Here is a 23259-nt window from a genome sequence, read left to right as displayed (position 1 = left end):
GACGAAAAATGTGTTCCCGTGGGTGGAGCGTGGTGGCGTTTCAAACGGTGGTGGTGGCGCGCGGCGCGCAGGATTTTTTCATCGGCGCGACGGGAGCGAAAGAAATGTGCGGGACGAGCGGCCAGCGTTTTTGCAATTTGACGAGCAGGAAAAAATATTCGAGCCGCCAGCGCAAGGCGAAACCGCCTTCCAATTCGCCCGCGAGGACGGCGCTCACCGCCGAAGGCAGGTCGAAGTGGTTGCGCGGTTGCAGGAAAAGTTCCATGAACGGCGTGGTGTAATAATTTTCCACGACGCGCCAATAAAAACGCAACCCGCGCTTCACGCGTTTTTCATAGGCTGTAAAGGCCCGCCCGCCCGGCGCTCCGTTCTTGAGCTTCTTTGTCAAGATCTCAGCGGAGATCTTGCCGGACCACATTGCGAGAAAAATACCGGCGGAAAAAATCGGGTCCATGAAACCGGCGGCATCGCCTACGCGCAACCAGCGCGGCCCGGTGAGGCTTCGGTTGTGATAGCTGAAGTCGCTGGTCGTTTTCATGCTGTCAATCAATTCCGCATTGGCCATGCGTTCGGCAATGACGGGGCTGGATGCGATCCATTGCTTGAAAATTTCCTCGGGCGTGCCGGACGTGCGGCTGAATTCATCTTTGTCAATGACGAGGCCGACGCTGGTTTTGTCCGACGAAACGGGAATGATCCAAAACCATTTATTCTCCAAACGCACGATGATGGTATCGCCACCGGCGCTGCCTTCATCCAGGCGGACATTGTGGAAGTGCCCAAACAGGGCGAGCTTTTTCAATTTGGGATCAATCTCGCGCGTGCCTTCCTGATTGCCGGTGACATTGCCGCGCCCGCTGGAATCAATTAGATATTTCGCCGTGAATTTTTGCGGCTGGCCGTCGGGCGAATTGGCCTCGACCGTCACTGAGTCCTCGGCGGGAGTGAAACGCGTGACTTGCCAGCCTTCGCGGATTTCTGCGCCGCAGGAACGCGCGTGCTTGAGGAGGATGTGATCGAAGCGCGCACGTTCGACCTGGAAGGTTTCCGGTTCGCGGTTGAACTTGCCGTCGCCGAAAATAAAACGGGTGTTGATCGTGCCGTTGCCGAGGCAAAATTGCGCGCCGAACTTGCGGGGGAAATCGGATTTTTGAAGTTCGGGGAGCACGCCCATTTCGCGGAGAATGGTTTGGTTGCAGGGCAGGAGGGATTCGCCGATGTGGAAGCGCGGGAAAATTTCCTTTTCGAGGACGAGGACGCGCCGCCCTGCGCGGGCGAGAAAAGTGGCCGCACTGCTGCCGCCGGGGCCACAACCAATGATGATGACATCGTAGTCGGTGCTGCTCATTGAAAGCAATATAGGCAGGGTGACTTAAAAGGCAAGTTTTGGGATGGGAGGCGCATATTGCCGTATCGGACAAAGCCGGGAGTTAATGAGAAGATTTGCGCGAGTGGGTGGGCACTGGTTTCATGCGGGAATTTCTTTCGTCCCTGCGTGACTTGGATTGAAACGCGAATTCAACCCAGCAATAAATTGCTGGGCTAAGGTCTGCCGTCCCTGCGGGACTTGGGAAGTCCCCAGCTCCGCCTACCACGTCCTGGATTGTCGGTCGTCCTGGAGGACTTATGTGTGGTGGAAAAATTGAGGGCGGGGGTGGAACAAAAAGTTTGTAAATGCGGGTCGGAAGATTAGCATGGCGCGAGCCTTGACGGCACCCATCAACGTGCAACGAATTGACACAACAAACGAGTTCACGATCGAGGCCGACCCTTTTTTCGCGCAGGACCTCCGGCAGATGGCGAAGGCTGTCAACTATCGCCAGTGGCAATTCAAAATGATTTCGCCGTATCTCGGCCGAAAAGTGTTGGAGGTGGGCGGAGGCATCGGAAATTTCACGCCGGATTTGGCGCGGGTGGCGGATTCGGTGGTGAGCGTGGAACCGAATAATTATTGTTACGCGCAACTGGCCGAGAAGACTCGCGGGATGCCGAACGTGAAGGTTTATAATATCACGGCGGAATCGTTGGACCGGTTCATGGGCGCGGATTATCAGGCGGATACAGTGGTGTGCATGAATGTGCTCGAACATCTGGAGGATGACGAACTGGCGGTGAATACGTTCAGCAAACGGCTCGCGCCGGGCGGGTTGCTGGTATTGCTGATTCCGGCGGTTCCGTGGTTGTTCGGCGAGATTGACCGGCGGTTGGGGCATTACCGGCGTTATTCAAAAGGCTCGGCGGCGGCGTTGATGCGGAAGACCGGGATGACGATGGTGCGGATGCGGTATTTTAATTTCATCGGCGTGTGGGGGTGGTTGTGGAATGCGCGCGTGGCGAAGAGCCTTACGCAGAGCGATGGGCAGATACACTTTTTTGATAATTATATTGTCCCGTGGGAATCGCGGCTGGAGAAGGTAATCGCGCCGCCGGTGGGGCAGTCGTTGTTGGTGGTGGCCAGGAAAGGATGATTAACCGCGGAGGCGCGGAGGCGCGGAGAGGGGACTGAGAGAGTTAAGGGAATTGAAGATAGTGGGCGTTGGGGTGGCAAACCGTTAAAACGGTTTGTGGTGGGCGCTCGTGTTTTATTCCCCCAGCTTAAGCTGGGGGTTAATGAGAAGGTTTGGGTTTGCGGACGTGGCTAGACAGTTTGATTTTAGATTTTTATTTGGGTAATTCGATATGGCGAATGATTTGAAACCGAAGATTGCGGTGTTGATTCCTTGTTATCAGGAGGAAAAGACTATTGCGAAGGTGGTGCGGGATTTTCGCGCGGCGCTGCCGGAGGCGGAGGTTTATGTGTTTGATAATAATTGCACGGACCGTACGGCGGAGTTCGCGCGGGAAGCGGGTGCGATTGTGCGGCGCGAGAAACGGCAGGGGAAGGGTTACGTGGTGGCCTCGATGTTCGAGCAGGTCGAGGCGGATATTTATGTGATGGTGGATGGCGACGGGACTTATGACGCGAGCCGAGTGGAGGTTTTGCTGGGGCCGATCCGCAACGGCGACGCGGACATGACGGTGGCGAGCCGGTTGTTTGAATTCAAGGACAAGTCGTTTCGCAATTTTCACATCCTCGGCAACCGGCTCGTGTGCGGCATCATCAACTGGATGTTCAAGTCGGACATCAACGATATTTTTTCGGGGTATCGCGCGTTTACGCGGGAAGCGGCGAAATTGATTCCAATCACGGCGCGCGGGTTTGACGTGGAGACGGAGCTGACGTTGCAGGCGTTGTATCGCGGGTTGGTGATCAAAGAGGTTGAGGCGCCGTACGGCGAACGGCCCGAAGGCAGCGAATCGAAATTGAAGACGGGCTCGGACGGCATCCGCGTGCTGATGAAATTATTTTTGATGATCCGTTCGTACAAGCCGCTGACTTTTTTTGGCGGGCTGGGTCTGGTGTTGTTCATCGCAGGAATGCTGGTGAGCATCTGGCCGGTGGAGGAATTTTTGATCGAGCATTTTGTCCGCAGCGTGCCGAGCGCGGTGCTGGCGGCCGCGCTGGTGATTTTATCGGCGTTCAGCGTGGGGCTGGGGCTGGTGTTGAATAGTATCAATCTGCGGTTGCTGGAAGTGGAGAAGTTGATTCGGAAGTGGCGGTGAGGGAATTGTGGAGGGGAAAAGATGGGGCTCGCGAGTACGCTCGCCGTGCCGTAGTTGAATTTTATCTGGGTTTGCGGCCGATCCAGAGGTTTCCGACGGCGTTGTGCCATTGGAGCGCGGGGAGATTGGGTTCGCCGGCGCTGTAGAGGGCAAGGCGGTCGGCGGGTTGCATTTTTTTGATCCACGGCTCGTAGGCGGGCAGGGCGAATTTGTTGAATTGAATGGTGCGGAAGGTGTGGAGGTCTTCATCGGGCATCAGCGCGGGCTCGAGCCCAAGGATGTAACGCCAATCGCCTTGCGGGTTTTTGTAAAAGGTGTTGTAGAACAGTTCCATTTGCGCGCTATAAAAGATGCCGTTTTTGTCCGGGAACCAGCCGGCGAGCGCGGGGTCGGAGGCATCAAGAAATGGTTCGCTGAGGTTGATGGTGTAGCGGCGGTCAAGGTCGTTGGTGGCGTGGAGGAAAAGCGGAATCGCAATCAGGCCGCAGAGAACGAGGCGTCGCGGTGCGCCGGCGAAGGTGAGCGTGGGGAGCAATTCTTCGAATTGAAACGTGAGCCACACGAGGACGGCGGGCACGCCCCAATCCGCCCAGAAACGGTCGGCCTTGAAGCCGAGAATCCAGCAGGCGATGATGAGGCAAAAAACCGGCTGGTCGAGCAGGGCGGTTTGCGGACGGTTTTGCAAGCGTCGCCAGAGGGCGACGAGGGCGATGAGCGCGAGGGTATCGAATTCGCCGTAGCTGGGGCGAAGTTCGCCGACGAGAAGCCACGAGGGCAGGTGTTCGCGGGAAATGTCGGCGACGATCAGTAGCGCCTGGCGAAGGAATTCGATGGGTTTGCCAGTGAAAAGCGCGCCAGCGAAAACGCCCACGGCAATGCAGACGGCCAGCCACATCGCCGTTCGCCAAGCGCGCGCGAGGCAGAAACCAAAGAGCGGCACGGCCCACAGATACCAGGCGCCATGGATCCAAACGGACAGAGCGATGCCGAGGGTGGTTAGAGTGAGTTTGAGGTAGGAAGGTTTTTGAACTTCGGACTTTGACCACGCGAAAAGGATGGCGATGAGCACGCCTTCGGTGAACAGCAGCGGCCGGGCCTGGGTGAGGCGCATCATGACTTCGGGGATGGCGATCATTTGCGCGAGGAGCGCGGCGAGCCAGGCTTCGGGGCGTCGCAGCCACGGCAACGGCGCGCAGAAAACGCAGAGCATCAAACCGGCGACGGAAACAACGACGAGGGCATTGAGGTCCAAGCCGCCAGTGACGTGCAGATGGCGGAGGATTTTTTCCCAGCCGGGGCTGTGGTCCATCGTGTAATCGGAGCGCAGCAATAATATTTCGGTGTAGGGCTTGTCGGTGAAGGCTTTGGCCACGTGGCGGCGGGCATCGCCACCGGGCAGAAAGCCGTAGCTGAGGATGCGAAACGGAATGACGACGAGCGTGACAATGACGACGAGCCAAACCGCCAGCGGGATATAGCGCTGGAATTGAGAGGAGTTGGAGATGTCGTCCGGCGCTGGGTTCACGGCGAGGATTTTTCGTGATGCATGCGGAGTGAGATTACGGGGAAGCGGTGAGCTTGTCTATCTTTTGGGGAAAGAGGAAGATTAAACGCGGAGACGCGGAGGTGGGGAAGAGAAGTGGTGGTGGAGGGAGGATTTTTCTGCGAAAGGAAACAAAAAAAACTCCTTTGCTCGTTTCCGAGGCAAAGGAGTTTTTGAAATTATAAGCGCGATATTATTTCTTGCGGCGCCACGCGAAAGCGGGAATGCCGAGCAGCGACAGGCCGAGCAGGGTCAAGGTTCCGGGTTCAGGAGCTTGAACCAGCGTGAGAGTCAAATCGTCGAAATAAACCGCAGTGGGATCCTGATCCAGCACGAGGGTGAATGCTTCGAGTGACACAGCGCCAACCGGCGCCTGGGCGATGCCGGTGTCGAGCGGAATCCATTGACCCACGGGACTGCTGGAGTTGACGGGATTGGAAAGCTGGGCATTATTGGCTCCAGTGGCAATGCCGCCGTTGGAGATGTCAATACTGCCAAGATTATTTCCGGTAGCATTCGGGCCGCTCCAAAAAGTGATTTGCAATATGCCATTATCGGTGTCTCCGTTGGCCGGAATTGCGCTGGAAATTAATCCGAAACCTGTCAATTGATATTCTACGCCAGGACCGGTTGGCAATACTTCATCACTGCCAGGGACACTGAAACCACCAGCCCCAGTATCCAACATGGACATGGTGCCAGTGTGAGCCTGAGCCGAGGAAAAGGCAGCGCCATTGAACAGGTTCCAGCCGCCATTTGCCGCGGGTGTTTGATTTTCAAAACCTGGATCCGTTAGCAGGTTTTGCGCTTGAAGAGCGGTCACGCCGAGCGAAGCCACTGCGACACAAACCGCCGTTTTGAGGAGCTTAGAGGTAGTCATATCAATTTTAGGATTGGTACTGCTGAGACTGTAGTAGTTAGTACTACGTGTGCCGGGAGGAGTCAATAGGTTTTTTTTGGGGTTTCTGAAACGGGCGGATGGGAGAAATAAGACGGATGGGACGGGTGGGTAGATGGGGAGTTTGTGCGAGTGAGGTCATGTGGCGCGAGGATGAGTTTGTAACGTTTGTAACCTATGGAAGGGTGGAATGTATTTGAGGACTGCGGTATGGTGGGGACGGTTCTTTGAAATGGAGAATATGGAAGTTGAGATCTGGTTTGGCGATTGCCGCAGGGTTTGAAGGCAAAGGTGGATAAAAAACGACAGTTTTGAGTGGTTTGGCTCGCCTAAGTTCGCCTTGGCTCGGATAAGTTCGGATAAGTTCGCTTAACGGGGGAAAAAAATATATGGACCAACGGTGATATGGGCGCGGCGGCGTCCTGCCGGGGGGGAGGCAGGTTTGCCATCAGAATTGTCACCTTTGAGGGGATTGACTTTTTTAGGGTGTCTTTTATGGTGAGCGGGTGAAAACGATTATTCTGCTTCTCGCTTTGCTTATGGCGCAAATTGTTTCGGCTCAAACTAATGTTTCGTTATACGATATTCCGCTCAAGGATATTGATGGCAAGGACACTTCGCTGCGGGCATATCAGGGCAAGGTGCTGCTGATTGTCAATGTGGCATCAAAGTGCGGGTTCACGCCGCAATACGAGGGGCTGGAAGCGTTGCAGAAAAAATACGAGGGCCAGGGTTTCACGGTGCTTGGTTTTCCGTGCAATGATTTCATGGGCCAGGAGCCGGGAACCGCCGCGGAGATCAAGACATTTTGTTCGTCGAAATATAATGTGACGTTTCCGCTGTTCGAGAAATTGCATGTGAAAGGCGGCGAGCAACACCCGCTTTACGCCGAGTTGACGGGTAAGAGTTCGCCATTCCCGGGGGGCATCACGTGGAACTTCAATAAGTTCGTGGTGAGTCGCGATGGGAAAATTGTGGATCGCTTCGGTTCGATGGACAAACCGGAATCGCCGAAGGTCACGGCGGCGATTGATGCGGCGGTGGCGAAGAAGTAATGAGGAGCGAGAGTGGCTCCGAGCGGATCGCGGTTCTGTGATCCGCAGCAAGATTCATTCGGTCAAGCCACCCTGGAATCAGTCTTGAGCGGCAATCTTACTTGCATATTGCTGCGGGTCATAGACCCGCGGTCCGTAATGGAGTCGCTGACTTCCGGGAGTTTTCAGTTAATGGATTTTCACGACTTGAATGTGCTGCGGGTCGCTGATGCCGATTTCGAGGAGTGAGGCGTTTGAGTAAAGGTCGGTGTTGGTCTTGCCAGTGGAGGGGACATCCGCGAGTTCACGCTGATGGTTGATCTCTTCCAGCGAAAGGACGTCAAGCGCGACAGGGTCGCGGCTGAAACGGAGTTGATTCAAGGTCGCGGAATAATGGAGCAAGCCACTGTTCTGGCCGTCGTATTGGCAAATGAGGGCGTCAACGATGTTCAATGCGACACGATCACCGAGGATGGGCAGCGCATAAATTTCCGGGACAGCGCGCGCGAGGTCTTCGGCATTGCCCTCAAAACGAGCCGTGTTGTCCACGCTGCCGAGCGCGAGGCTGAAGAGATTTCCCGACACGCCGACGATATTATGATGCAACAGCGGCGTGAGGTTGATGATTTTGGTCATGCCATGCGAAACAATTTTCGAGACGTAAGATTTGCGGCCGATGCCTTGCCCTTTGCGACCGAATTCCAGGTCGCTATAGATGAGCGTGCCCAGCAGCGGCATTTCGTAGAATTGGGAATCGTCGTAACCGGCCTCGACGCTTCCTTCCACGCGAATGCCGTAGCGCCGTTGCAATTCGTAGAAACCGGCGAGCCGCAATTCGAGCGAATGCCGGTCCCACACGATGATATTCGTCGCGGGCAAACCGGCAGCGAGCAAATCTTTGACGACGGCTTCGACGACCGGAACGCGCGTGCCGCTGTTCGGCCCGGGCGCGGAAAGAACTTTGAGGCCGACGACGTCCTTGGAGGAGACGAAGGATTTCCAGGCGTCGTTGACGTTCGTTTTATTGGCGAGCGTCGTGATGGCGTGATCCACCATGCTCTGGATTTTGTCCGGGACGGGTTGCAGGTCGAACGTGGCGCCGGGATCTTCCACGATCACCACGCGCGCGTCCGGGGCGTTGGTCGTCGCGGCGGGGCGGGCGGAATCGGCGCGCAACGAGGATGTGATTTGAAGAAAAATGAAAAATGAAAACCACCACCGGCAAATGCGGCGTGGACGAAGTTGGTTATGCTGTGCGTATCTTGACACTTATGGCGGCGAATGCTACCACCACGGAGGAATGGTGACCAAGAAAAAGCGGTTGCGGCATTGGATTCAGTATTTGCTGATGACCGTGGCGGCAGTGTGGCTTGCGGGATGCACGCCGGCCGGGCCGCGGGCATTGCTGCGGGGTAAACGCCTGCTCGACGAGGGGAAGACGTCCGAAGCGATTGAGGAACTGAAGGTCGCCACTTCGGTCCTGGCGACGAATGCGCAGGCGTGGAATTACCTCGGCCTGGCTTATCATCACGCGGGCAAGGCGGCCGAGGCGGCGGATGCCTATCAGCGCGCCCTCGCTCTGAATCATGATTTGCTCGCGGTGCATTATAATTATGGCTGCCTGTTGCTCGAACAGGACCGGCCAGACACTCTGGAAGCGGCCAAGAATGAATTGACTGCGTTTACCGTTCGCGAAGGAAATGTCTTGAACGGTTGGCTGAAGCTGGGAACCGCGCAGTTGCGGTTGGGCGAAGCTACTGCGGCGGATGCGAGTTTTCGCGAAGCTTTGCGCTTGAGCCCGGGAAATGCCGAGGCCCTCAATGACCTGGGCATGGTGCAGCTTCAGCGCCGGCGGTTGCGGGATGCCGTCACCGATTTCAACAGCGCGCTCAAGGCGCAACCGAATTACGGGCCGGCTTTGCTGAATCTTGGAATCGCGGAAATTTATTTGGGCAATCGCGCGCTCGCGCTGGAAAAGTACAAACAATATCTCACGCAAAACGCGCAGGCGGCAAATTGGGATTCCGTGAATGCCGCGGCGCAACAACTCGAACTTGAACTCAACCCACCGCCAAAACCAGTGGCGACAAATGTCGTTGCGGCGATAAATCCGGCAACGAACAATGTTGTTCGCCCTCCGGCTACGAACGTCTCCAATATTATCCCGCCGGAGAACTTGACCGCGGTTACCCGTCCTCCGGCAACTGTCGCGCAAAATCCGCGTCCGTCTCCGCCAGTCCAACTCAACACAAAACCGGAAGTGGTGCAGTTGTCTGAGGGACCTGCGATCAAGACGGCCGATGCGAATTCGGCGATCGCTACGACCAACATGGACGACGACACGGCTGAACCCCCGGCGGTGGTCGCGAAAACCAAAACCGAGAAGCGCGGATTTTTTTCACGCCTCAACCCAATGGGATTATTTCGTCATCAGAGCAAACCGGCGACGGCTTCACCCGCGCCGCCGCCGTCGCGCACGACTCCGTTACCGGATGAATCTGCGCCGGGCAATACGACGAACACCCTGGCGCAAAATACGACTCCCACACCGGCGCCGGTTCACGCGGTCACGCTGGCGCGCTACCCGTATCTCTCACCGACCAAACCGGAACCGGGAAATCGCACTGAAGCGGAACGCCTGCTCGGCAAAGGCGGCGATGCGCAACGCGATCATCGCCTCGAAGACGCCGTGGCGTGGTATCGTTCGGCGACGCAAGCGGACCCGAGTGATTTTGATGCACAGGTAGATTTGGGTTTGGCGGCGTTGGATTCGGGTGGACTGGCGGAATCATTGCGGGCGTTTGAACTGGCGCTGGCGATCAATCCCGAATCGTTCAACGCGCGTTTTTATTTTGGGCTCGCGCTGAAGAAGGCGAATTATTTTTACGACGCCGCGCAGGAATTGGAAAAACTTTTGGCGAACAATTCCTCGCAAGCCTCTCCGGCGAATCTGGCGCTGGCGCATCTCACGCTGGGAAATTTATATGCCGAACAATTCCACAAACCGGCGGCGGCGCGGGCGCACTATTTGAAAGTGCTGGAATTGGACCCGCGCAATGCGCAGGCGACAGCGATCCGTTATTGGCTTCAGAATAATCCTTAGCCCTAATTACGGCTCGCGGGTACGCTCGCCGTCCCCGTTAGTTGATTAGTTCTTTTCCATACTTGGCGAGGAAATTGCTTCTCAATGACTCAATTATTGAAACACCTGAAAAGTGTCCAAAAATTGAGCAATTATGCACGCCAATCACATGTTGATAAACTGGTTTGATGTCCTGGTGCTGATCACGGTGCTGTTCGGAATGAATCGCGGTCGCAAGCACGGGATGTCGGAAGAAATCATGGTGACGTTCCAATGGGTGGCTATCATCCTGGCGGGCGCATTTCTTTATAAACCCGTCGGCGACATGCTGGCGATGAGTTCGCCGGTGAGCCATTTGTTCTGTTACATCGCTATTTATATCGCGGCGGCAATCGTGACGAAGATCGCGTTTTCGATGCTTAAAAAAGCGATGGGAGGGAAATTGATCGGCAGCGATGTTTTCGGCGGCGGGGAATATTATTTGGGAATGATCGCGGGCGGCATACGCTTTAGTTGCATGTTGATCGCTGGGTTGGCGTTGTTGAACGCGCCTTATTACAGCGCCCAGGACATCACCGCGGCGCGCGCGTATCAGAATGACGTTTTCGGCAGCAATTTCTTCCCGGAACTTTCCACCATTCAACAGGATGTTTTCCGTGATTCCCTCCTCGGCAACCTGGTCAAACAACGTGCGGGAATCCTGTTGATCGCTTCCACAAAATCCGAAGTCGTTAAGGTCAAGCGGGCAAAAGACGATTTGCCATAAGCGCGGCGACAGGATAAAACAAGCTACGGTGCCGGACTGTGTTTCGCGCCGTCGCATGGCTGAATTTTTTTCGGATAATACGCGTGAGCGCATACGGTCCGCGAGTGACATCGTGGACATCATCGGTTCGTACGTGCCGTTAAAACGCGCGGGCGCAAACTTCGTCGCGCTGTGCCCGTTCCACAAGGAAAAGAGCCCGAGCTTCAACGTCAATCCGCAGCGGCAAATTTTTCATTGCTTCGGCTGCCACAAGGGCGGAGATGTCTTTACCTTTGTTCAGGAGTACGAGAACATTCCTTTTCCCGATGCGGTTCGGCGACTTGCCGAGCGAGCAAAGATTCCGCTGGAAACCGAAAACAATCCCGCCCAGCAACAGACCCGCCACATCAAAGACAGCCTGCTGCAAATCCACGAGCAGATTGCGCAACGCTGGCAGAACGCGCTCGCGACTGAAGCCGGTGGACAAATCGCGCGCGACTATTTGGCGAAGCGCGGCGTATCGGAAGAAGCGATTAAAATTTTTCGGCTCGGTTATGCGCCGGATGCGTGGGACGACACGGTGAATTGGGCGAAAAGCAAAGGCCACGAGCTGGCGCTGGTGGAGCAGGGCGGCTTGATTTTGGCCAAGGATGGAGGCGGCCATTACGACCGGTTTCGCGGGCGGCTGATGTTTCCCATTTGCGATGAGCAAGCGCGAATCATCGGTTTCAGCGGACGTGTTTTGTCCGGCGACCAGAAAACGGCGAAGTATGTAAACTCACCAGAGACGCCGATTTTTACGAAGGGAAAAGTTTTCTTCGGTTTGGATAAATCGAAGCGCGCTTTGCTGGATGCGCAATCGGCGATCGTGTGCGAAGGGCAGTTGGACCTCATCGCGTGTTTCATGTCGGGTGTGCAAAATATCGTCGCGCCGCAAGGCACGGCGCTGACGGCGGACCATGCGCGAATATTGAAGCGTTACGTGGATGAAGTCGTGTTGTGTTTCGATTCGGACAATGCGGGACAGAATGCGGCGGTACGTTCGCTGGATAGTTTGCTGGCATCGGGTCTGGCGATTCGCGTGGCGTTGGTTCCTGCGCCGCATGACCCGGACAGTTTCATCAAGGAATTCGGCGGTGAAGCGTTCAAACAATTAATCGAAAAGGCGGATGGATTTTTTGATTATTATTTGAATCGCTTGTGCGCGACCAATGATCTCGCAACGGACAAAGGCCGATTAGCGGTGTTGGAAGCGATGGCCGAGGCGGTGCATAAAACTGGCAACGTAGTCCTCGTTGATAAATATGCGCAAAAGACCGCGCTGCGGTTGAGCGTTTCACCCGAGGCGGTGCGAACTGAATTTAAAAAAGCTTCGCGTCTCAAACGCGGGCCGACGGCGATTGAGCAGGAAAATGCGGCGGCGGAAGCTTCGCTTTCAGCGGAGGCCGGCTCGACCGCGGTTCCAGAAATTAAACCAACGCCGCTCGAATATTATCTGCTAAAAATTTTGCTGTTGCATGAAGACACGGTGGAATGGATTCACACGCATTTTGATCCTCAATGGGTGCTGCATCATCGCGTGCGGGAAATTTTGTTGATCCGCCTAAGCATGCGCGAAGCTGGGACGTGGCAGGGAGTCGCTGCCTTATTGACCCAATGTGAAGCGGTGGAATTGCGGCGGATGATCACGGAAGCGACCGCTGAAGACCGCCCGATTCCAAACACGATGCAGCAACTGACCGACATCGTTTTGCGGTTGCGCAATCAGTTTGTTGACCGGCAACTCACCGCCCTGACTCATCGCGCCGCGCAGCCCGAACTTGGCGATGACGAACGCCTGGAAGTAATGCAGCGCCAGCAAAGTTTACGCCAGTTGAAACGGCAGCCGCTCGCGCCGCTCGATGGCCGCGGCGAAGAGCCGTTTTGATTTTCATGTGTACAAATAAAAACCGCTTTCGCCGTTGCCAGCCAAAGCGGTGTGAAAAGAGTTCGCCGCTTATTTACAGCCTTGATCAATCCACGCGCGAATGAGGCCGACCTGTTCAGGAGTGAGCGGCGTCAGGGTTGTGCCGTCTTTCATCTTCTTGGTGGGCGGCATGAAATCATCGTCATCGCCGATGTGCGCTACAGCATAAACCAGCGGGCTATCGCCGCTCTTGCCGGAGATGATGTCCGGGCCTTCTTTGCCGCCTTTGATCGCGCCTTCCATCGTGTCCAGGTGCAGTTTCGCGTGGGCCTTTTCGCCGTGATGGCACTTCACGCAATTTTTATCAAAGATGGGTTTGATATCTTTGTCGTAGGTGACGCCGGTCATGGTGGACGCCGGTGGCAGCTTGCTCGCGTCGAGCTTTTTGTCTTCGGCGGAAGCCGTCAACAGGCTGAGCGCGAGAGTGGCAGTAAGGGCAACAGTAAGGGTTTTGTAGTTCATCGGATTAGTTAATTTTCATGTTCGATGGTCAGGGAATCATTGGGCAAAAATATGCCGTAGTCAAAGGGATTCGCATGAATTAATTCTCACTCGGGCAATCTTGCGCACTACTTTTTATTTGAGGGGACGTTTTGCCATTTGCCGGTTTTTGCGGATTTGAGGACGGCATCGCAGACATATTGGGTTTCCAGTGCATCGCGGAAATTGGGATGTGCGGGTTTTCTGGTTTCCAATCCCTCGAGGAAATCAGCGACCTGGTGGATGAAAGTATGTTCGTAGCCGATTTGCAAACCGGGAACCCACCAATGTTTCATGTAAGGCTGGTCGCCGTCGGTGATGTGGATGGAACGCCAGCCGCGCAGGCGGCTTTCGTCACGATGATCGAAATATTGCAGTCGGTGAAGATCATGCAAGTCCCAGGCGATGGACGCGTGTTCGCCGTTGATCTCGAAAGTGTAGAGCGCCTTGTGCCCGCGCGCGTAACGGGTGGACTCGAAAGTAGCTAGCGAACCATTTGCGAAGCGCGCGAGAAAAGCGCACGCGTCATCAATGCTTACCTTCTCGACTTTGCCGGTGAGATTATGTTTGCGCTGCTTAACGAAGGTTTCGGTCATGGCCGTGACGGAATCAATGCTGCCGTTTAGCCAAAGCGCGGTGTCAATGCAGTGCGCGAGCAAGTCGCCGGTCACGCCGCTGCCCGCGGCTTTGACATCAAGCCGCCACAAGCCCGTGCCGCCTTGCGGCAAATCTTTCGAGATAGTCCAGTCCTGTAAAAACTTCGCGCGATAATGGAAGATGCGCCCAAGCCTGCCTTCGTCAATCAACTGCTTGGCCATGGTCACGGCGGGGACGCGGCGATAATTGTACCAAACCATGTTCGGCACGCCGGCGCGCTCGATGACCTCGGTCATTTTTTTTCCCTGGCGTCCGTCCATCGAAAGCGGTTTTTCGCACAAAATCATTTTGCCCGCCTTGGCGGCGGCGATGGCGATTTCCGCGTGCGAATCGTTCGGCGTGACGATGTCAATGAGGTCAATATCCGCGCGTTCGATCAATCGCCGCCAATCCGTCTCAACGCTTTCGTAACCCCATTTCCTGGCGAAGGCCGAAGTCTTTTCCGCGTCGCGTCCGCAGACGGCTTTCAACACCGGCTGATATTCGAGTTCGAAGAAATTATTTACTTTGCGGAAGGCGTTGGAGTGGGTCCGGCCCATGAAACCGTAACCGACCAATCCGATGTTCAGTTTTTTCATAATGATTCGGCGGCATAGACCGCTGCCGCAAAGAAAGGATTTTTTACCAGCCGTGATTTTCGCGGACTTGAATCATCGCGGCGAGAATGTTGTTCCAGGTTTCGGGTTTCATCATGACATCGTTCGGGAACATGCAACCGTCCCAGCAGATGTGCTTGAATTTTTTGGTGACTTTGCCGGCGCCATCGCGCAGCCAATAACCGGCATCGCGCGCGATATTTAATTTTCCGTTGGGATCGGTGGCCAAACAATGACGCCCGGTTTTGTCGTGAGAGCCGGAACCTTTGACGGTGGCATCGTTTTGCGCGACGTGAAAATCAATCGTCCAGGGACGCAATGCCTTCGTCATTTTTTTCATCGCTTCGTGGAACGCGCCGGGTTCCCAATGAAAATTCTTCGGCACGATGCGGTGTTCGGGAGCGTTATAGCCGAGCGTGTAGAGAAGCGTGTGCGCCATGTCCGCTTGAAAACCGACTACCTTGGGCATATCCACCGCTTCGAGGAGTTGCAGCATATATTTCCACGAGTGCATGCCGCCCCAGCAAATTTCACCCTCGACGGCAAGCCTTTCGCCGTGATCTTTCGCAACCTTCGCGGCTTCGCGAAACGTGGCTGCAATTTTTTTCGTGTTGCCCTTGCGGTCGTTTTCCCATTCACCGACGCCGCAGGCGGAATCTATGCGCACCACGCCGTACGGGCGGACGCCCAATTCTCGAAGCCGCTCGGCGATGCCACAGGCCTTGCGCACTTGTTGGACAAATTTTTTGCGCTCGTCGGCGCTGCCCATCGCCGAGCCGCCGCCGGTCGGCGGCCAAACCGGCGCGACCACCGAACCGACGGTAAAATTCTTTGCGCGAATTTTATCGGCAATTTTTTTCACGCCGTCCGCGGTGGAATCAATGCTCACATGCGGGTCGAACAGAAATAAATCCACGCCATCAAATTTGACACCGTTGACTTCGGCAGCGGCGGTGAGATCCAGCATGGTATCGAGACTGATGCAGGGTTCCGCGCCGGGGCTGCCTTTGCCGACGAGACCCGGCCACATGGCATTGTGCAGTTTGGGAAAAGTATTTTTGTTCGCGCTCATGGTTGGTGTGGAAGTATTGAATGCTGCAACACCGCGAGGGCGCAAGATTTTTTCCTTCGAGCTGACAATTTACCCACTTGGGAATAAGCCCTTACGACCAGCAAGGCAGGGAAATGTCGCTCATCAATAGCAGGCCCGGGCGGGCGGAGAGAATCCGGCGGGCGGTGTTGACGAGGGCGGCCACGGTGGCGTGATCTCCTGCGACGCCGCCATTGATGACCACGTCCAGCGAAGGATCGCCTTCGATCTGGATGGCATCGTGCGGATTTGGGGCGTCGAGATACATTTTGATGTCGAGCACGAGTTTCGCGCCGCTGCTGATCTTCGCTGTCGCATGCTGATGCAGGCCGCAGGTGAGTCCCTTTTTCACTTCGAGAAATTTCGTTTTGATGTCGTGATCGGCGATGACCGGTTCGCCGGTTTCAGTGATGTCCGTGGCTTGCCAGCCCAGGCAATGCGCGATCAGTGCCAGCGATTCCTTCAAGCCGGCGTGACCGGCGCGGCCTTCCTTGAACAAGCGGCGAAACTCCTCGGGAATCCAGCCGCTGCCGATTTTTTTCTGAAGCGGTTCGCGGCGGGTGGAAGCATTGACGACGCGCTGGATATGAATGGCGCGGACGTCGCGGCTGACGCCGGTAAGGCAGATGGGAAGCACATCCATGACGAACCCGGGATTGACGCCGGTGCCGATGATGCGTGAGCCGCCGGCCTGGCAGGTTTGGTCGAGCATCGCGGCGAGTTCCGGTTCCATCAGTTGCGGAAAAAGCAATTCTTCACAGGACGAAACGACGCTGATGCCCGCGCGCGCGAGTGGTTCGAGTTGCGGGAAAGCGTTTTTAAATTTGGAAACGGTCGTGTGCAGGACGACGTCGGGCTTGGCATGCGCGAGCAATTTTTCAAGCGAATCATAGACCACGCGGCCCTTGAGCGAAGCCAGGCCAGTGAGTTCGCCGAGGTCTTTGCCAACTTTGGCAGGGTCAATGTCAATGCCGCCGACAATCTCCACCCAGGGCTTGGACGCGGCGAGCTTGAGGGATTCGATGCCGATGGGGCCAAGGCCGTATTGCGCGATGCTGATGGTATGACTCATGCGGGCGAAGTGTTGCTTAGGAAAAGGGCAGTTTCAAGTTTTCAGTGTTCATAAGTTTAATATAAAATGATGAGTTAGTGAGTAAGTCGGTAAGTTTGAAAAGGAAGCTTTTGTTTGCACAAGAAGCTCTTTATAAAGAGTGCGAATGGTGACCGCGCATCCAACTGAATGAAGCCGCAACTTGGAATCATCAGCAAATTTATCTTCATCGCGTGCTTTTGGTTTGGCGTCATAACGGCGACTCGCGGGGCAGATACAAATTCATCACCAGCCTGGCCGCCATTAGTCGCTTATGGAGAACACGGGATGGTGGCCACAGTTGCTCCGCTGGCGACGGAGGCGGGCGTAAAAGTTTTGAAAGACGGAGGCAATGCGATTGATGCCGCGGTCGCCGTGGGATTGACGCTGGGCGTGGTGGATGGGGCGAATTCGGGAATTGGCGGCGGCTGTTTCATGCTGATTCGCCGCGCGGATGGTTCGATTGTGGCGCTGGATGGACGTGAAATGGCGCCGGGGGCGGCGACGCGGGACATGTTCATTCGCAATGGAAAAGCCGACCCGGAGTTGAGCCAAACGGGCGCGCTGGCGAGCGGCGTGCCGGGGTCGCTGGCCGTGTATGATTATGCGGAAACGCATTTTGGGAAAAAAAATCTCAAGGAATTGATTTTGCCGGCGGCGGAAATTGCGGACAGAGGTTTTGTCGTTAGTGCGGGCTATGCGAGGAGACTAAAAGCGTCGGCAAAAGACTTATGGGAGTTTGGGGCATCGAGAGAAATTTATTTCAAGAATTCCCGGCAGACTTACGGCGCGGGTGACACCTTGCGGCAAAAAGATCTGGCGGCGAGTTATCGGCATATTGCGGAGGAAGGCGTGGATTGGTTTTATCGCGGGGCATTTGGCGCGGCGGTGGAAACCTGGATGAAGAAAAACGGCGGCATCGTGACGGCGCAGGATTTTCGCGATTACCATATTCTCTTGCGCGAGCCGGTAAGCACAATGTATCGCGGTTATGAAGTGGTATCGTTTCCTCCGCCGAGTTCAGGCGGCGTGCATGTGGTGGAGATGCTGAATATTCTCGAACCGTTCGATCTGAAAAAAATGGACGAGGTGACTCGCCTGCACGTGATTGCGGAAGCAATGAAACTGGCATTTGCGGATCGCGCGTATTGGCTGGGCGACCCGGATTTCGCGAATGTGCCGCGCGGATTGGTGGAAAAAAAATACGGCGCGGAGTTAGCGAAGAAAATCAATCCGGAGCATACGACTGTTGTGCCGGGACACGGATTGCCGCCGGGTTGGGACAAGGAATTTTTCAAGCAGCACACGACACATTTTTCCGTCGCGGACGCGGAAGGGAATTGGGTGGCGTGCACGGCGACGGTGAACACGAGCTTTGGCTCCAAGGTGGTGATTCCTGGCACTGGAATCGTGATGAATAATCAAATGGACGATTTTTCGGCGCAGCCGGGCGCGACGAATTATTTCAAACTGATCGGCGCGGAAGCCAATTCGGTAGGGCCGGGAAAGCGTCCGCTGTCGAGCATGTCTCCGACGATTGTATTGAAAGATCACCAGCCGATTCTGGCGCTGGGCGCGGCGGGCGGCCCGACGATTATTTCGCAGGTACTCTATGCGTTGGTAAATATTTTGGACATGGGAATGAGCCCGGAGGATGCGATGTTGCAGCCGCGATTGCATCATCAATGGTCGCCGGATGAATTGATGGTGGAAAAAACCATGCCGCTGAAATTGCGCGCGGCGTTGGCGGCGCGCGGTCGTGCGGTTGGAGTCACGAGCGCGATCGGCGCGACTCAAATCGTGGGGCGAACGAAGGACGGAAAAGAATTCGTCGGCGTGGCGGACCCGCGGGCCTCGGGCGAAGCAAAAGGATGGTAAAACCGAATGCGCAATAGCCATATGAAAAATCGTCAATGGAGCAAAATTTTTAAGGCGTGTATTTTTTTTGGGTTGCTCGCGATGGGAATTTCCGCGAGAGCGAGCGATTGGCCGCAATGGCGCGGGCTGGAGCGGGACGGACATGTTCCGGCGGATGCACAGGTGCCGGTATCGGTTTCGACGGAGCCCAAGGTGGACTGGAAATTGCAGATCGGCGGAGGATTTTCATCGCCGGTGGTCGCGGGAGGGAAACTGGTTTATCTCGATGCGCAGGACGGGAAAGAAATTGCGCACATGCTGGATGCGAAAACCGGCAAGGAAATCTGGCGCGCAACGCTGACCGATTCATTCGAGGATGAATGGGGGCCGGGGCCGCGCAGCACGCCGATCATGGATGGCGACCGAGTTTACACGCAGTCATGCAACGGCGAATTTCGCTGCCTGAATGCGGCGGATGGAAAAGTGATTTGGGGGACAAGTTTCGCGAAAGATTTTGGGGTGACATTTTTGGGCGGCAAGGCGAATGAGGGCACCGCGAGCCGGAGGGGGAACAATGGCTGCGGCGTGATTGATGGGGAGCATATTATTCTGCCGGTCGGCAGCAAGGCGGGTGCGAGCGCGGTCTGTTTTGACAAGCGGAACGGTAAAGTTTTATGGAAAACGGGCAACGATGAGGCGGCGTATTCTTCACTGTTGGTTGAGAACTTCGCGGGGACAAAACAGATTATTTATTTCACGTCAGAGGCGTTGATGGGCATGGGCGCGGACGACGGCAGGATTTTGTGGCGAGTGCCCTTGCGGACGGATGCGAAACGCCACGCGATGACGCCGGTGATCTTTGGCGACACTATCAGCGTGAACTCGCAAACGATTGGGCTGGTGTGTTTCAAAATTACGAAAGAAGGAGACGCTTTCAAGGCGGAGCGGTCCTGGACGGACAAGGACTTGAAAATCAATCTCGCGACGCCGGTGCTGGTTGACCATTATTTATATTGCCAGGGCGCTGGAAAAAATTATGTGTGCGTGGACGCGTTGAACGGAAAGAAGATGTGGGACCAGGAAGGGTTCGGCGACAAGGTGTCCGTGAGCATCGTTATGGGGAAAAATATTCTGGTGACGACGGACAAGGGAGATTTGTTTTTCATCGCGGCGAACCCGGAAAAATACACGGAACTGGCGCACACGCAGGTTTGTGGAAAGAGTTGGAGTTCGCCAGCGTATGCGGATGGGAAATTGTTTGTGCGCGAGGGGTTGGATCGTGGATGGAAGATAACTTGTTTTGATTTGATGGCGGGAAATAGAGAATGAGTTTCAAGTTTTCAGTATTTGACTGTGGTGTGAGCCGGGGGCGGCAATTTTGTATTGAGTTGCTGCGAGTCATAGACCCGCGGTCCGTCCGGATTGAAGACGGCGGTCATAGACCGCCGCTACAGGTTGAGTGATTGCTTTTTAATTTATGAAATATTTTCGAGCGTTGGTTTTGTGGGTAGCGTTGACTGTTGTTGGCTTGCGGGCGTCGGGCGCGGATTTGGATACGAAAACGCTGCATAAGATGGATGATGCGATCAATCAGGCGATTGATGATCAAAAGTGTCCGGGAGGGGTGCTGCTGGTGGAGCATGGCAAGTCCAAATATTTGAAGGCTTACGGTGATCGGGCATTGGTGCCGGAAATCGAACCGATGACGACGGACACGATTTTTGATTTGGCCTCGCTGACGAAAGTCATCGCGGGCACGCCGGCGATCATGATTCTCGTGGAGCGCGGGCAGGTGAAATTAGACGAGCCGGTGCATACTTATATCCCAGAGTTTACCGGCGGGGACAAGGACCTGGTGACGGTGCGGGAATTGTTGACGCACACATCGGGCCTCGTGCCGGACATCGAAACGAGGACGGATTGGCAGGGGCGCGATACGGCGGTGGCGATGGCGTGCAAGGAGAAATTGCGGTCGAAGCCGGGAACGGTCTTCCGGTACAGCGATGTGAATTTGTTTTTGGTGGGAGCCATTGTCGAGCGTGTGAGCGGGATGAAGCTGGAGGATTTTGTGCAGAAGGAAATTTATGTGCCGTTGAAAATGGTGGATACGGGATACCTGCCGCCGACGAATAAAATTCCGCGCATCGCGCCGACGGAGTTCGATCCCATTCATACGAACGTGATGTTGCGCGGCGTGGTGCATGATCCGACTTCGCGGCACATGGGCGGCGTGGCGGGGCACGCGGGACTGTTTTCGACGGCGTCGGATCTGGCGCGGTATGCGCAGATGATGTTGAACGAGGGCGAACTGGACGGCGTGCGGATTTTTAAACCGGAAACGGTGCGGTTGATGACCAGCGTGCAAACGCCGCCCGGCATACGGGACCGGCGCGGGCTGGGCTGGGACATAGATTCGGGATTCAGCCGTCCGCGGGGAACGAAATTTCCGCGTGGGTCGTACGGGCACACCGGCTGGACGGGAACATGTTTGTGGATTGATCCGTTCTCAAAAACCTTCTTCATTTTTTTATCCAATCGAAATCATCCCGACGGGAGTGGCAGTGTGGTTCCGCTTTACGGGACGCTGGGAACGCTGGCGGCGGAGGCGGTGACGAATTTTGATTTCAATTTTGTGCCGGATCAACTGCCGCCGCTGCCGCCGGAAAAATTGAGCGCGACGGAATTGGCCGAGTTGAATTCGCTGAACAATGATGTGCTGGGCGTGCTCAATGGCATTGATGTTTTGAAACGCGACCATTTTGCCGCGTTGAAAGGGATGCGCGTGGGGCTCATCACGAATCACACTGGGACGGACCGGCAGCGGTACGCGACGATTCATTTGTTGAAGAACGCGCCGGACGTTGAGTTGGTGGCGTTGTTCAGTCCCGAGCATGGGTTGTATGGGATCGCCGACGAAGCGGTGGGTGACAGTGTGGATGCGGTGACGGGTTTGCCAGTTTATAGTTTGTACGGGACAAATTATGCGCCGACGCTGAAGCAGATGAGAGGATTGGACGCGCTGGTTTTCGATGTGCAGGACGTGGGCTGCCGGTTTTATACTTATATCTCGACGATGGGGCTGGCGATGGAAGCGGCGGAAAAGGCGGGGATAAAATATTTTGTGCTCGATCGCGTGAACCCGATTGATGGCGTGACGATTGACGGGCCGCTGCTGACGGGTAAGACCAGCTTCGTGGGGTATCATCCGATTCCGGTGCGTTATGGGATGACGATCGGGGAACTCGCGGAGATGTACAAGGACGAACGCCATTTCAAGACGGATTTGACGGTGATCAAAGTCGAGGGTTGGAAGCGCGAGGAACTTTATGACGAGACGGGGCTGCCGTGGCGGAATTTTTCGCCAAACATGCGCAGCGAGACGGAGGCAATTTTGTACCCGGGCGTCGGTCTGCTGGAGCGCACGGCGGTGTCGGTCGGCCGGGGAACGGGCACGCCATGGGAAGTGGTCGGCGCGCCCTACATTCACGACATTAAACTGGCGTATGAATTGAATCGCGCGAATTTGCCGGGCGTAAAATTTTTGCCCGTGCGATTTACGCCGACGGAAAGTGTTTACAGCGGGCAATCGTGCGGAGGCGTGAATATCGTGCTGACCGACCGGGCGCATTGCAACGTCGTGGACATCGGACTGACCATCGCGGAAGTGCTTAATCGTTTTTACCCGGAGCAATTCAAGGTTGAGAAAATGGATGTGCTGATGGGCAACGCGGCGACGTTGAAAGCGGTGAAAGAAAACAAACCGGTGGCGGAGATTCGCGAACTTTGGACGGGCGACTTGGAAAAATTCAAGGCGCGGCGGGCGAAGTATTTGCTTTATTGAGCGTGACGGTGGTGTGGGATTGCCAAGTGTATTCGCGGCGGTCCAGCGTCAGCACGCGCGGGAGAAGCTGGACTTCGTGGCCGAAAAATTTGAATACCAGTGTGCCGGGCAGAAAGGTGGTGTCTTCAAAAATGCATTGGCCGAAGGGAACGTCGAAGGGCCATTCCTGGGGTTGCGCGAAATCGAGGGAGGCGGAGTTGGTGGAGATTTCACCCGGGAAAATAATTTTTTGATCGGCGATGTTTAACTGCGGCTCGTTGATGATAAGCGTGGGGATATTGGATTCGTTGGTGAAGGTGAGTTGCCAGGGGCCGTGACGCGTGCGGCGATGCTCGATGCCGTAGTAGAAGGCGACGTACACGGCGACGGCGATGAGAAATGCGGCGGCGAAATGTTTTAACGTGTTCGGCTGCTTCATGTCGCCGGAAGCGTTGGGGACGGAGCGCAGGATGTCAAGAGCCGGTGGCGCAGGAAAAGATTGGCGCGACAGGAGGAATTAAAAGTCGAAGGCGGCGGCGTTTAGTTGCTGGCAAAGACGTTCGCGCTGCCAGTTGCGGACTTTGATGGAGTAATCCATGTCCTCGAAATAATAATGGACGCTGAGGCCGGAGAACTTTTCGCGTCGAAGAATCGAACGCGCGTAGGAGCTGTAACGGAAATCCTTTGCCTGGCTGGGAAGTGAGGTCAGGGTCCCGTTCGCGGCGAGATATTTCCCGCTTTTGAAATCTTGTATCAGGACTTTCATGATACAAAAAATAAGGTCGAGCCCACGAGCGT

General features: G+C 55.6%; 19 protein-coding genes. 9 read left to right on the top strand and 10 right to left on the bottom strand.

Features of this window, described 5'->3' with window-relative positions; translation table 11 throughout:
- Positions 1 to 40: 40 nt before the first annotated feature.
- On the bottom strand, positions 41 to 1348 hold the full coding sequence (locus VH413_08685; GenBank protein ID HEX3798765.1) for an NAD(P)/FAD-dependent oxidoreductase: 1308 nt from the start codon (positions 1346 to 1348) through the stop codon (positions 41 to 43).
- Between the two features lie 346 nt (positions 1349 to 1694).
- Here VH413_08685 and VH413_08680 point away from each other — a divergent pair, with 346 nt between their 5' ends.
- Positions 1695 to 2468 carry a class I SAM-dependent methyltransferase gene (locus VH413_08680; protein ID HEX3798764.1) on the top strand — a complete coding sequence of 258 codons (774 nt, stop codon included), beginning with the start codon at positions 1695 to 1697 and terminating at the stop codon, positions 2466 to 2468.
- Positions 2469 to 2691: 223 nt separating this feature from the next.
- Positions 2692 to 3603: a glycosyltransferase gene (locus VH413_08675; GenBank protein HEX3798763.1), complete on the top strand. Its 912-nt coding sequence runs from the start codon at positions 2692 to 2694 to the stop codon at positions 3601 to 3603.
- A gap of 61 nt (positions 3604 to 3664) precedes the next feature.
- Here VH413_08675 and VH413_08670 read toward each other — a convergent pair whose 3' ends face one another.
- Positions 3665 to 5128, bottom strand: a complete 1464-nt coding sequence (locus VH413_08670) for a hypothetical protein (protein HEX3798762.1) — start codon at positions 5126 to 5128, stop codon at positions 3665 to 3667.
- A gap of 211 nt (positions 5129 to 5339) precedes the next feature.
- Positions 5340 to 6026, bottom strand: coding sequence for a PEP-CTERM sorting domain-containing protein (locus tag VH413_08665; GenBank protein ID HEX3798761.1), 687 nt, complete (start codon positions 6024 to 6026; stop codon positions 5340 to 5342).
- Positions 6027 to 6583: 557 nt separating this feature from the next.
- Between VH413_08665 and VH413_08660 the strand changes: the two genes are divergently transcribed.
- A complete protein-coding gene (locus VH413_08660; protein ID HEX3798760.1) occupies positions 6584 to 7099 on the top strand; it encodes a glutathione peroxidase in 516 nt (171 codons plus the stop codon).
- Between the two features lie 168 nt (positions 7100 to 7267).
- Here the strand turns inward: VH413_08660 and VH413_08655 are convergent, their stop codons facing one another.
- Complete coding sequence (locus VH413_08655) at positions 7268 to 8254, bottom strand: DUF362 domain-containing protein (GenBank protein HEX3798759.1); 987 nt, start codon at positions 8252 to 8254, stop codon at positions 7268 to 7270.
- Between the two features lie 124 nt (positions 8255 to 8378).
- Here VH413_08655 and VH413_08650 point away from each other — a divergent pair, with 124 nt between their 5' ends.
- The 3 genes from VH413_08650 to dnaG all read left to right on the top strand — a co-directional run bounded on the left by VH413_08650 (position 8379) and on the right by dnaG (position 12832).
- The gene (locus tag VH413_08650; protein ID HEX3798758.1) at positions 8379 to 10181 is read left to right on the top strand and encodes a tetratricopeptide repeat protein; all 1803 of its coding nucleotides are present in this window, start codon (positions 8379 to 8381) and stop codon (positions 10179 to 10181) included.
- A 133-nt stretch (positions 10182 to 10314) separates the two neighbouring features.
- A complete protein-coding gene (locus VH413_08645) occupies positions 10315 to 10926 on the top strand; it encodes a CvpA family protein (protein ID HEX3798757.1) in 612 nt (203 codons plus the stop codon).
- A 55-nt stretch (positions 10927 to 10981) separates the two neighbouring features.
- Positions 10982 to 12832, top strand: coding sequence for a DNA primase (dnaG, locus tag VH413_08640; GenBank protein ID HEX3798756.1), 1851 nt, complete (start codon positions 10982 to 10984; stop codon positions 12830 to 12832).
- A gap of 69 nt (positions 12833 to 12901) precedes the next feature.
- On the opposite strand, the gene VH413_08635 is transcribed toward dnaG, so the two are convergent.
- From VH413_08635 to VH413_08620, 4 genes are all read right to left on the bottom strand, one after another.
- On the bottom strand, positions 12902 to 13333 hold the full coding sequence (locus VH413_08635; protein HEX3798755.1) for a c-type cytochrome domain-containing protein: 432 nt from the start codon (positions 13331 to 13333) through the stop codon (positions 12902 to 12904).
- Between the two features lie 107 nt (positions 13334 to 13440).
- Positions 13441 to 14586 (bottom strand): Gfo/Idh/MocA family oxidoreductase, encoded by a 1146-nt coding sequence (locus VH413_08630; protein HEX3798754.1) that lies wholly within the window; start codon positions 14584 to 14586, stop codon positions 13441 to 13443.
- 43 nt (positions 14587 to 14629) lie between these two features.
- The gene (locus tag VH413_08625) at positions 14630 to 15676 is read right to left on the bottom strand and encodes a TIM barrel protein (protein ID HEX3798753.1); all 1047 of its coding nucleotides are present in this window, start codon (positions 15674 to 15676) and stop codon (positions 14630 to 14632) included.
- Positions 15677 to 15767: 91 nt separating this feature from the next.
- Positions 15768 to 16766: a dihydrodipicolinate reductase gene (locus tag VH413_08620; GenBank protein HEX3798752.1), complete on the bottom strand. Its 999-nt coding sequence runs from the start codon at positions 16764 to 16766 to the stop codon at positions 15768 to 15770.
- A gap of 168 nt (positions 16767 to 16934) precedes the next feature.
- Between VH413_08620 and ggt the strand changes: the two genes are divergently transcribed.
- From ggt to VH413_08605, 3 genes are all read left to right on the top strand, one after another.
- Positions 16935 to 18662 carry a gamma-glutamyltransferase gene (gene ggt / locus VH413_08615; GenBank protein HEX3798751.1) on the top strand — a complete coding sequence of 576 codons (1728 nt, stop codon included), beginning with the start codon at positions 16935 to 16937 and terminating at the stop codon, positions 18660 to 18662.
- 21 nt (positions 18663 to 18683) lie between these two features.
- Complete coding sequence (locus VH413_08610) at positions 18684 to 19970, top strand: PQQ-binding-like beta-propeller repeat protein (protein HEX3798750.1); 1287 nt, start codon at positions 18684 to 18686, stop codon at positions 19968 to 19970.
- A gap of 148 nt (positions 19971 to 20118) precedes the next feature.
- Positions 20119 to 22482: an exo-beta-N-acetylmuramidase NamZ domain-containing protein gene (locus VH413_08605; protein ID HEX3798749.1), complete on the top strand. Its 2364-nt coding sequence runs from the start codon at positions 20119 to 20121 to the stop codon at positions 22480 to 22482.
- On the opposite strand, the gene VH413_08600 is transcribed toward VH413_08605, so the two are convergent.
- Both VH413_08600 and VH413_08595 read right to left on the bottom strand, forming a co-directional pair.
- On the bottom strand, positions 22448 to 22900 hold the full coding sequence (locus VH413_08600) for a hypothetical protein (protein ID HEX3798748.1): 453 nt from the start codon (positions 22898 to 22900) through the stop codon (positions 22448 to 22450). The genes VH413_08605 and VH413_08600 overlap by 35 nt on opposite strands.
- Positions 22901 to 22978: 78 nt before the next feature.
- A complete protein-coding gene (locus tag VH413_08595; GenBank protein HEX3798747.1) occupies positions 22979 to 23227 on the bottom strand; it encodes a hypothetical protein in 249 nt (82 codons plus the stop codon).
- Between the last annotated feature and the right edge of the window lie 32 nt (positions 23228 to 23259).

It is taken from the genome of Verrucomicrobiia bacterium, from assembly GCA_036268055.1.
Lineage (GTDB): Bacteria > Verrucomicrobiota > Verrucomicrobiia > Limisphaerales > Pedosphaeraceae > DATAUW01.
Note: the sequence above shows the minus strand (reverse complement) of the source record. Positions and strands in the feature narration are given on the sequence as shown.

Excerpts from the sequence above, each read along its gene's own strand:
- VH413_08685 (HEX3798765.1), bottom strand. The coding sequence starts at position 1,348 with ATGAGCAGCACCGACTACGATGTCATCATCATTGGTTGTGGCCCCGGC.
- VH413_08680 (HEX3798764.1), top strand. The coding sequence starts at position 1,695 with ATGGCGCGAGCCTTGACGGCACCCATCAACGTGCAACGAATTGACACA.
- VH413_08665 (HEX3798761.1), bottom strand. The coding sequence starts at position 6,026 with ATGACTACCTCTAAGCTCCTCAAAACGGCGGTTTGTGTCGCAGTGGCT.
- VH413_08660 (HEX3798760.1), top strand. The coding sequence starts at position 6,584 with ATGGCGCAAATTGTTTCGGCTCAAACTAATGTTTCGTTATACGATATT.
- VH413_08650 (HEX3798758.1), top strand. The coding sequence starts at position 8,379 with ATGGTGACCAAGAAAAAGCGGTTGCGGCATTGGATTCAGTATTTGCTG.
- VH413_08645 (HEX3798757.1), top strand. The coding sequence starts at position 10,315 with ATGCACGCCAATCACATGTTGATAAACTGGTTTGATGTCCTGGTGCTG.
- dnaG (HEX3798756.1), top strand. The coding sequence starts at position 10,982 with ATGGCTGAATTTTTTTCGGATAATACGCGTGAGCGCATACGGTCCGCG.
- VH413_08635 (HEX3798755.1), bottom strand. The coding sequence starts at position 13,333 with ATGAACTACAAAACCCTTACTGTTGCCCTTACTGCCACTCTCGCGCTC.
- VH413_08630 (HEX3798754.1), bottom strand. The coding sequence starts at position 14,586 with ATGAAAAAACTGAACATCGGATTGGTCGGTTACGGTTTCATGGGCCGG.
- VH413_08625 (HEX3798753.1), bottom strand. The coding sequence starts at position 15,676 with ATGAGCGCGAACAAAAATACTTTTCCCAAACTGCACAATGCCATGTGG.
- VH413_08620 (HEX3798752.1), bottom strand. The coding sequence starts at position 16,766 with ATGAGTCATACCATCAGCATCGCGCAATACGGCCTTGGCCCCATCGGC.
- ggt (HEX3798751.1), top strand. The coding sequence starts at position 16,935 with ATGAAGCCGCAACTTGGAATCATCAGCAAATTTATCTTCATCGCGTGC.
- VH413_08610 (HEX3798750.1), top strand. The coding sequence starts at position 18,684 with ATGAAAAATCGTCAATGGAGCAAAATTTTTAAGGCGTGTATTTTTTTT.
- VH413_08605 (HEX3798749.1), top strand. The coding sequence starts at position 20,119 with ATGAAATATTTTCGAGCGTTGGTTTTGTGGGTAGCGTTGACTGTTGTT.
- VH413_08600 (HEX3798748.1), bottom strand. The coding sequence starts at position 22,900 with ATGAAGCAGCCGAACACGTTAAAACATTTCGCCGCCGCATTTCTCATC.
- VH413_08595 (HEX3798747.1), bottom strand. The coding sequence starts at position 23,227 with ATGAAAGTCCTGATACAAGATTTCAAAAGCGGGAAATATCTCGCCGCG.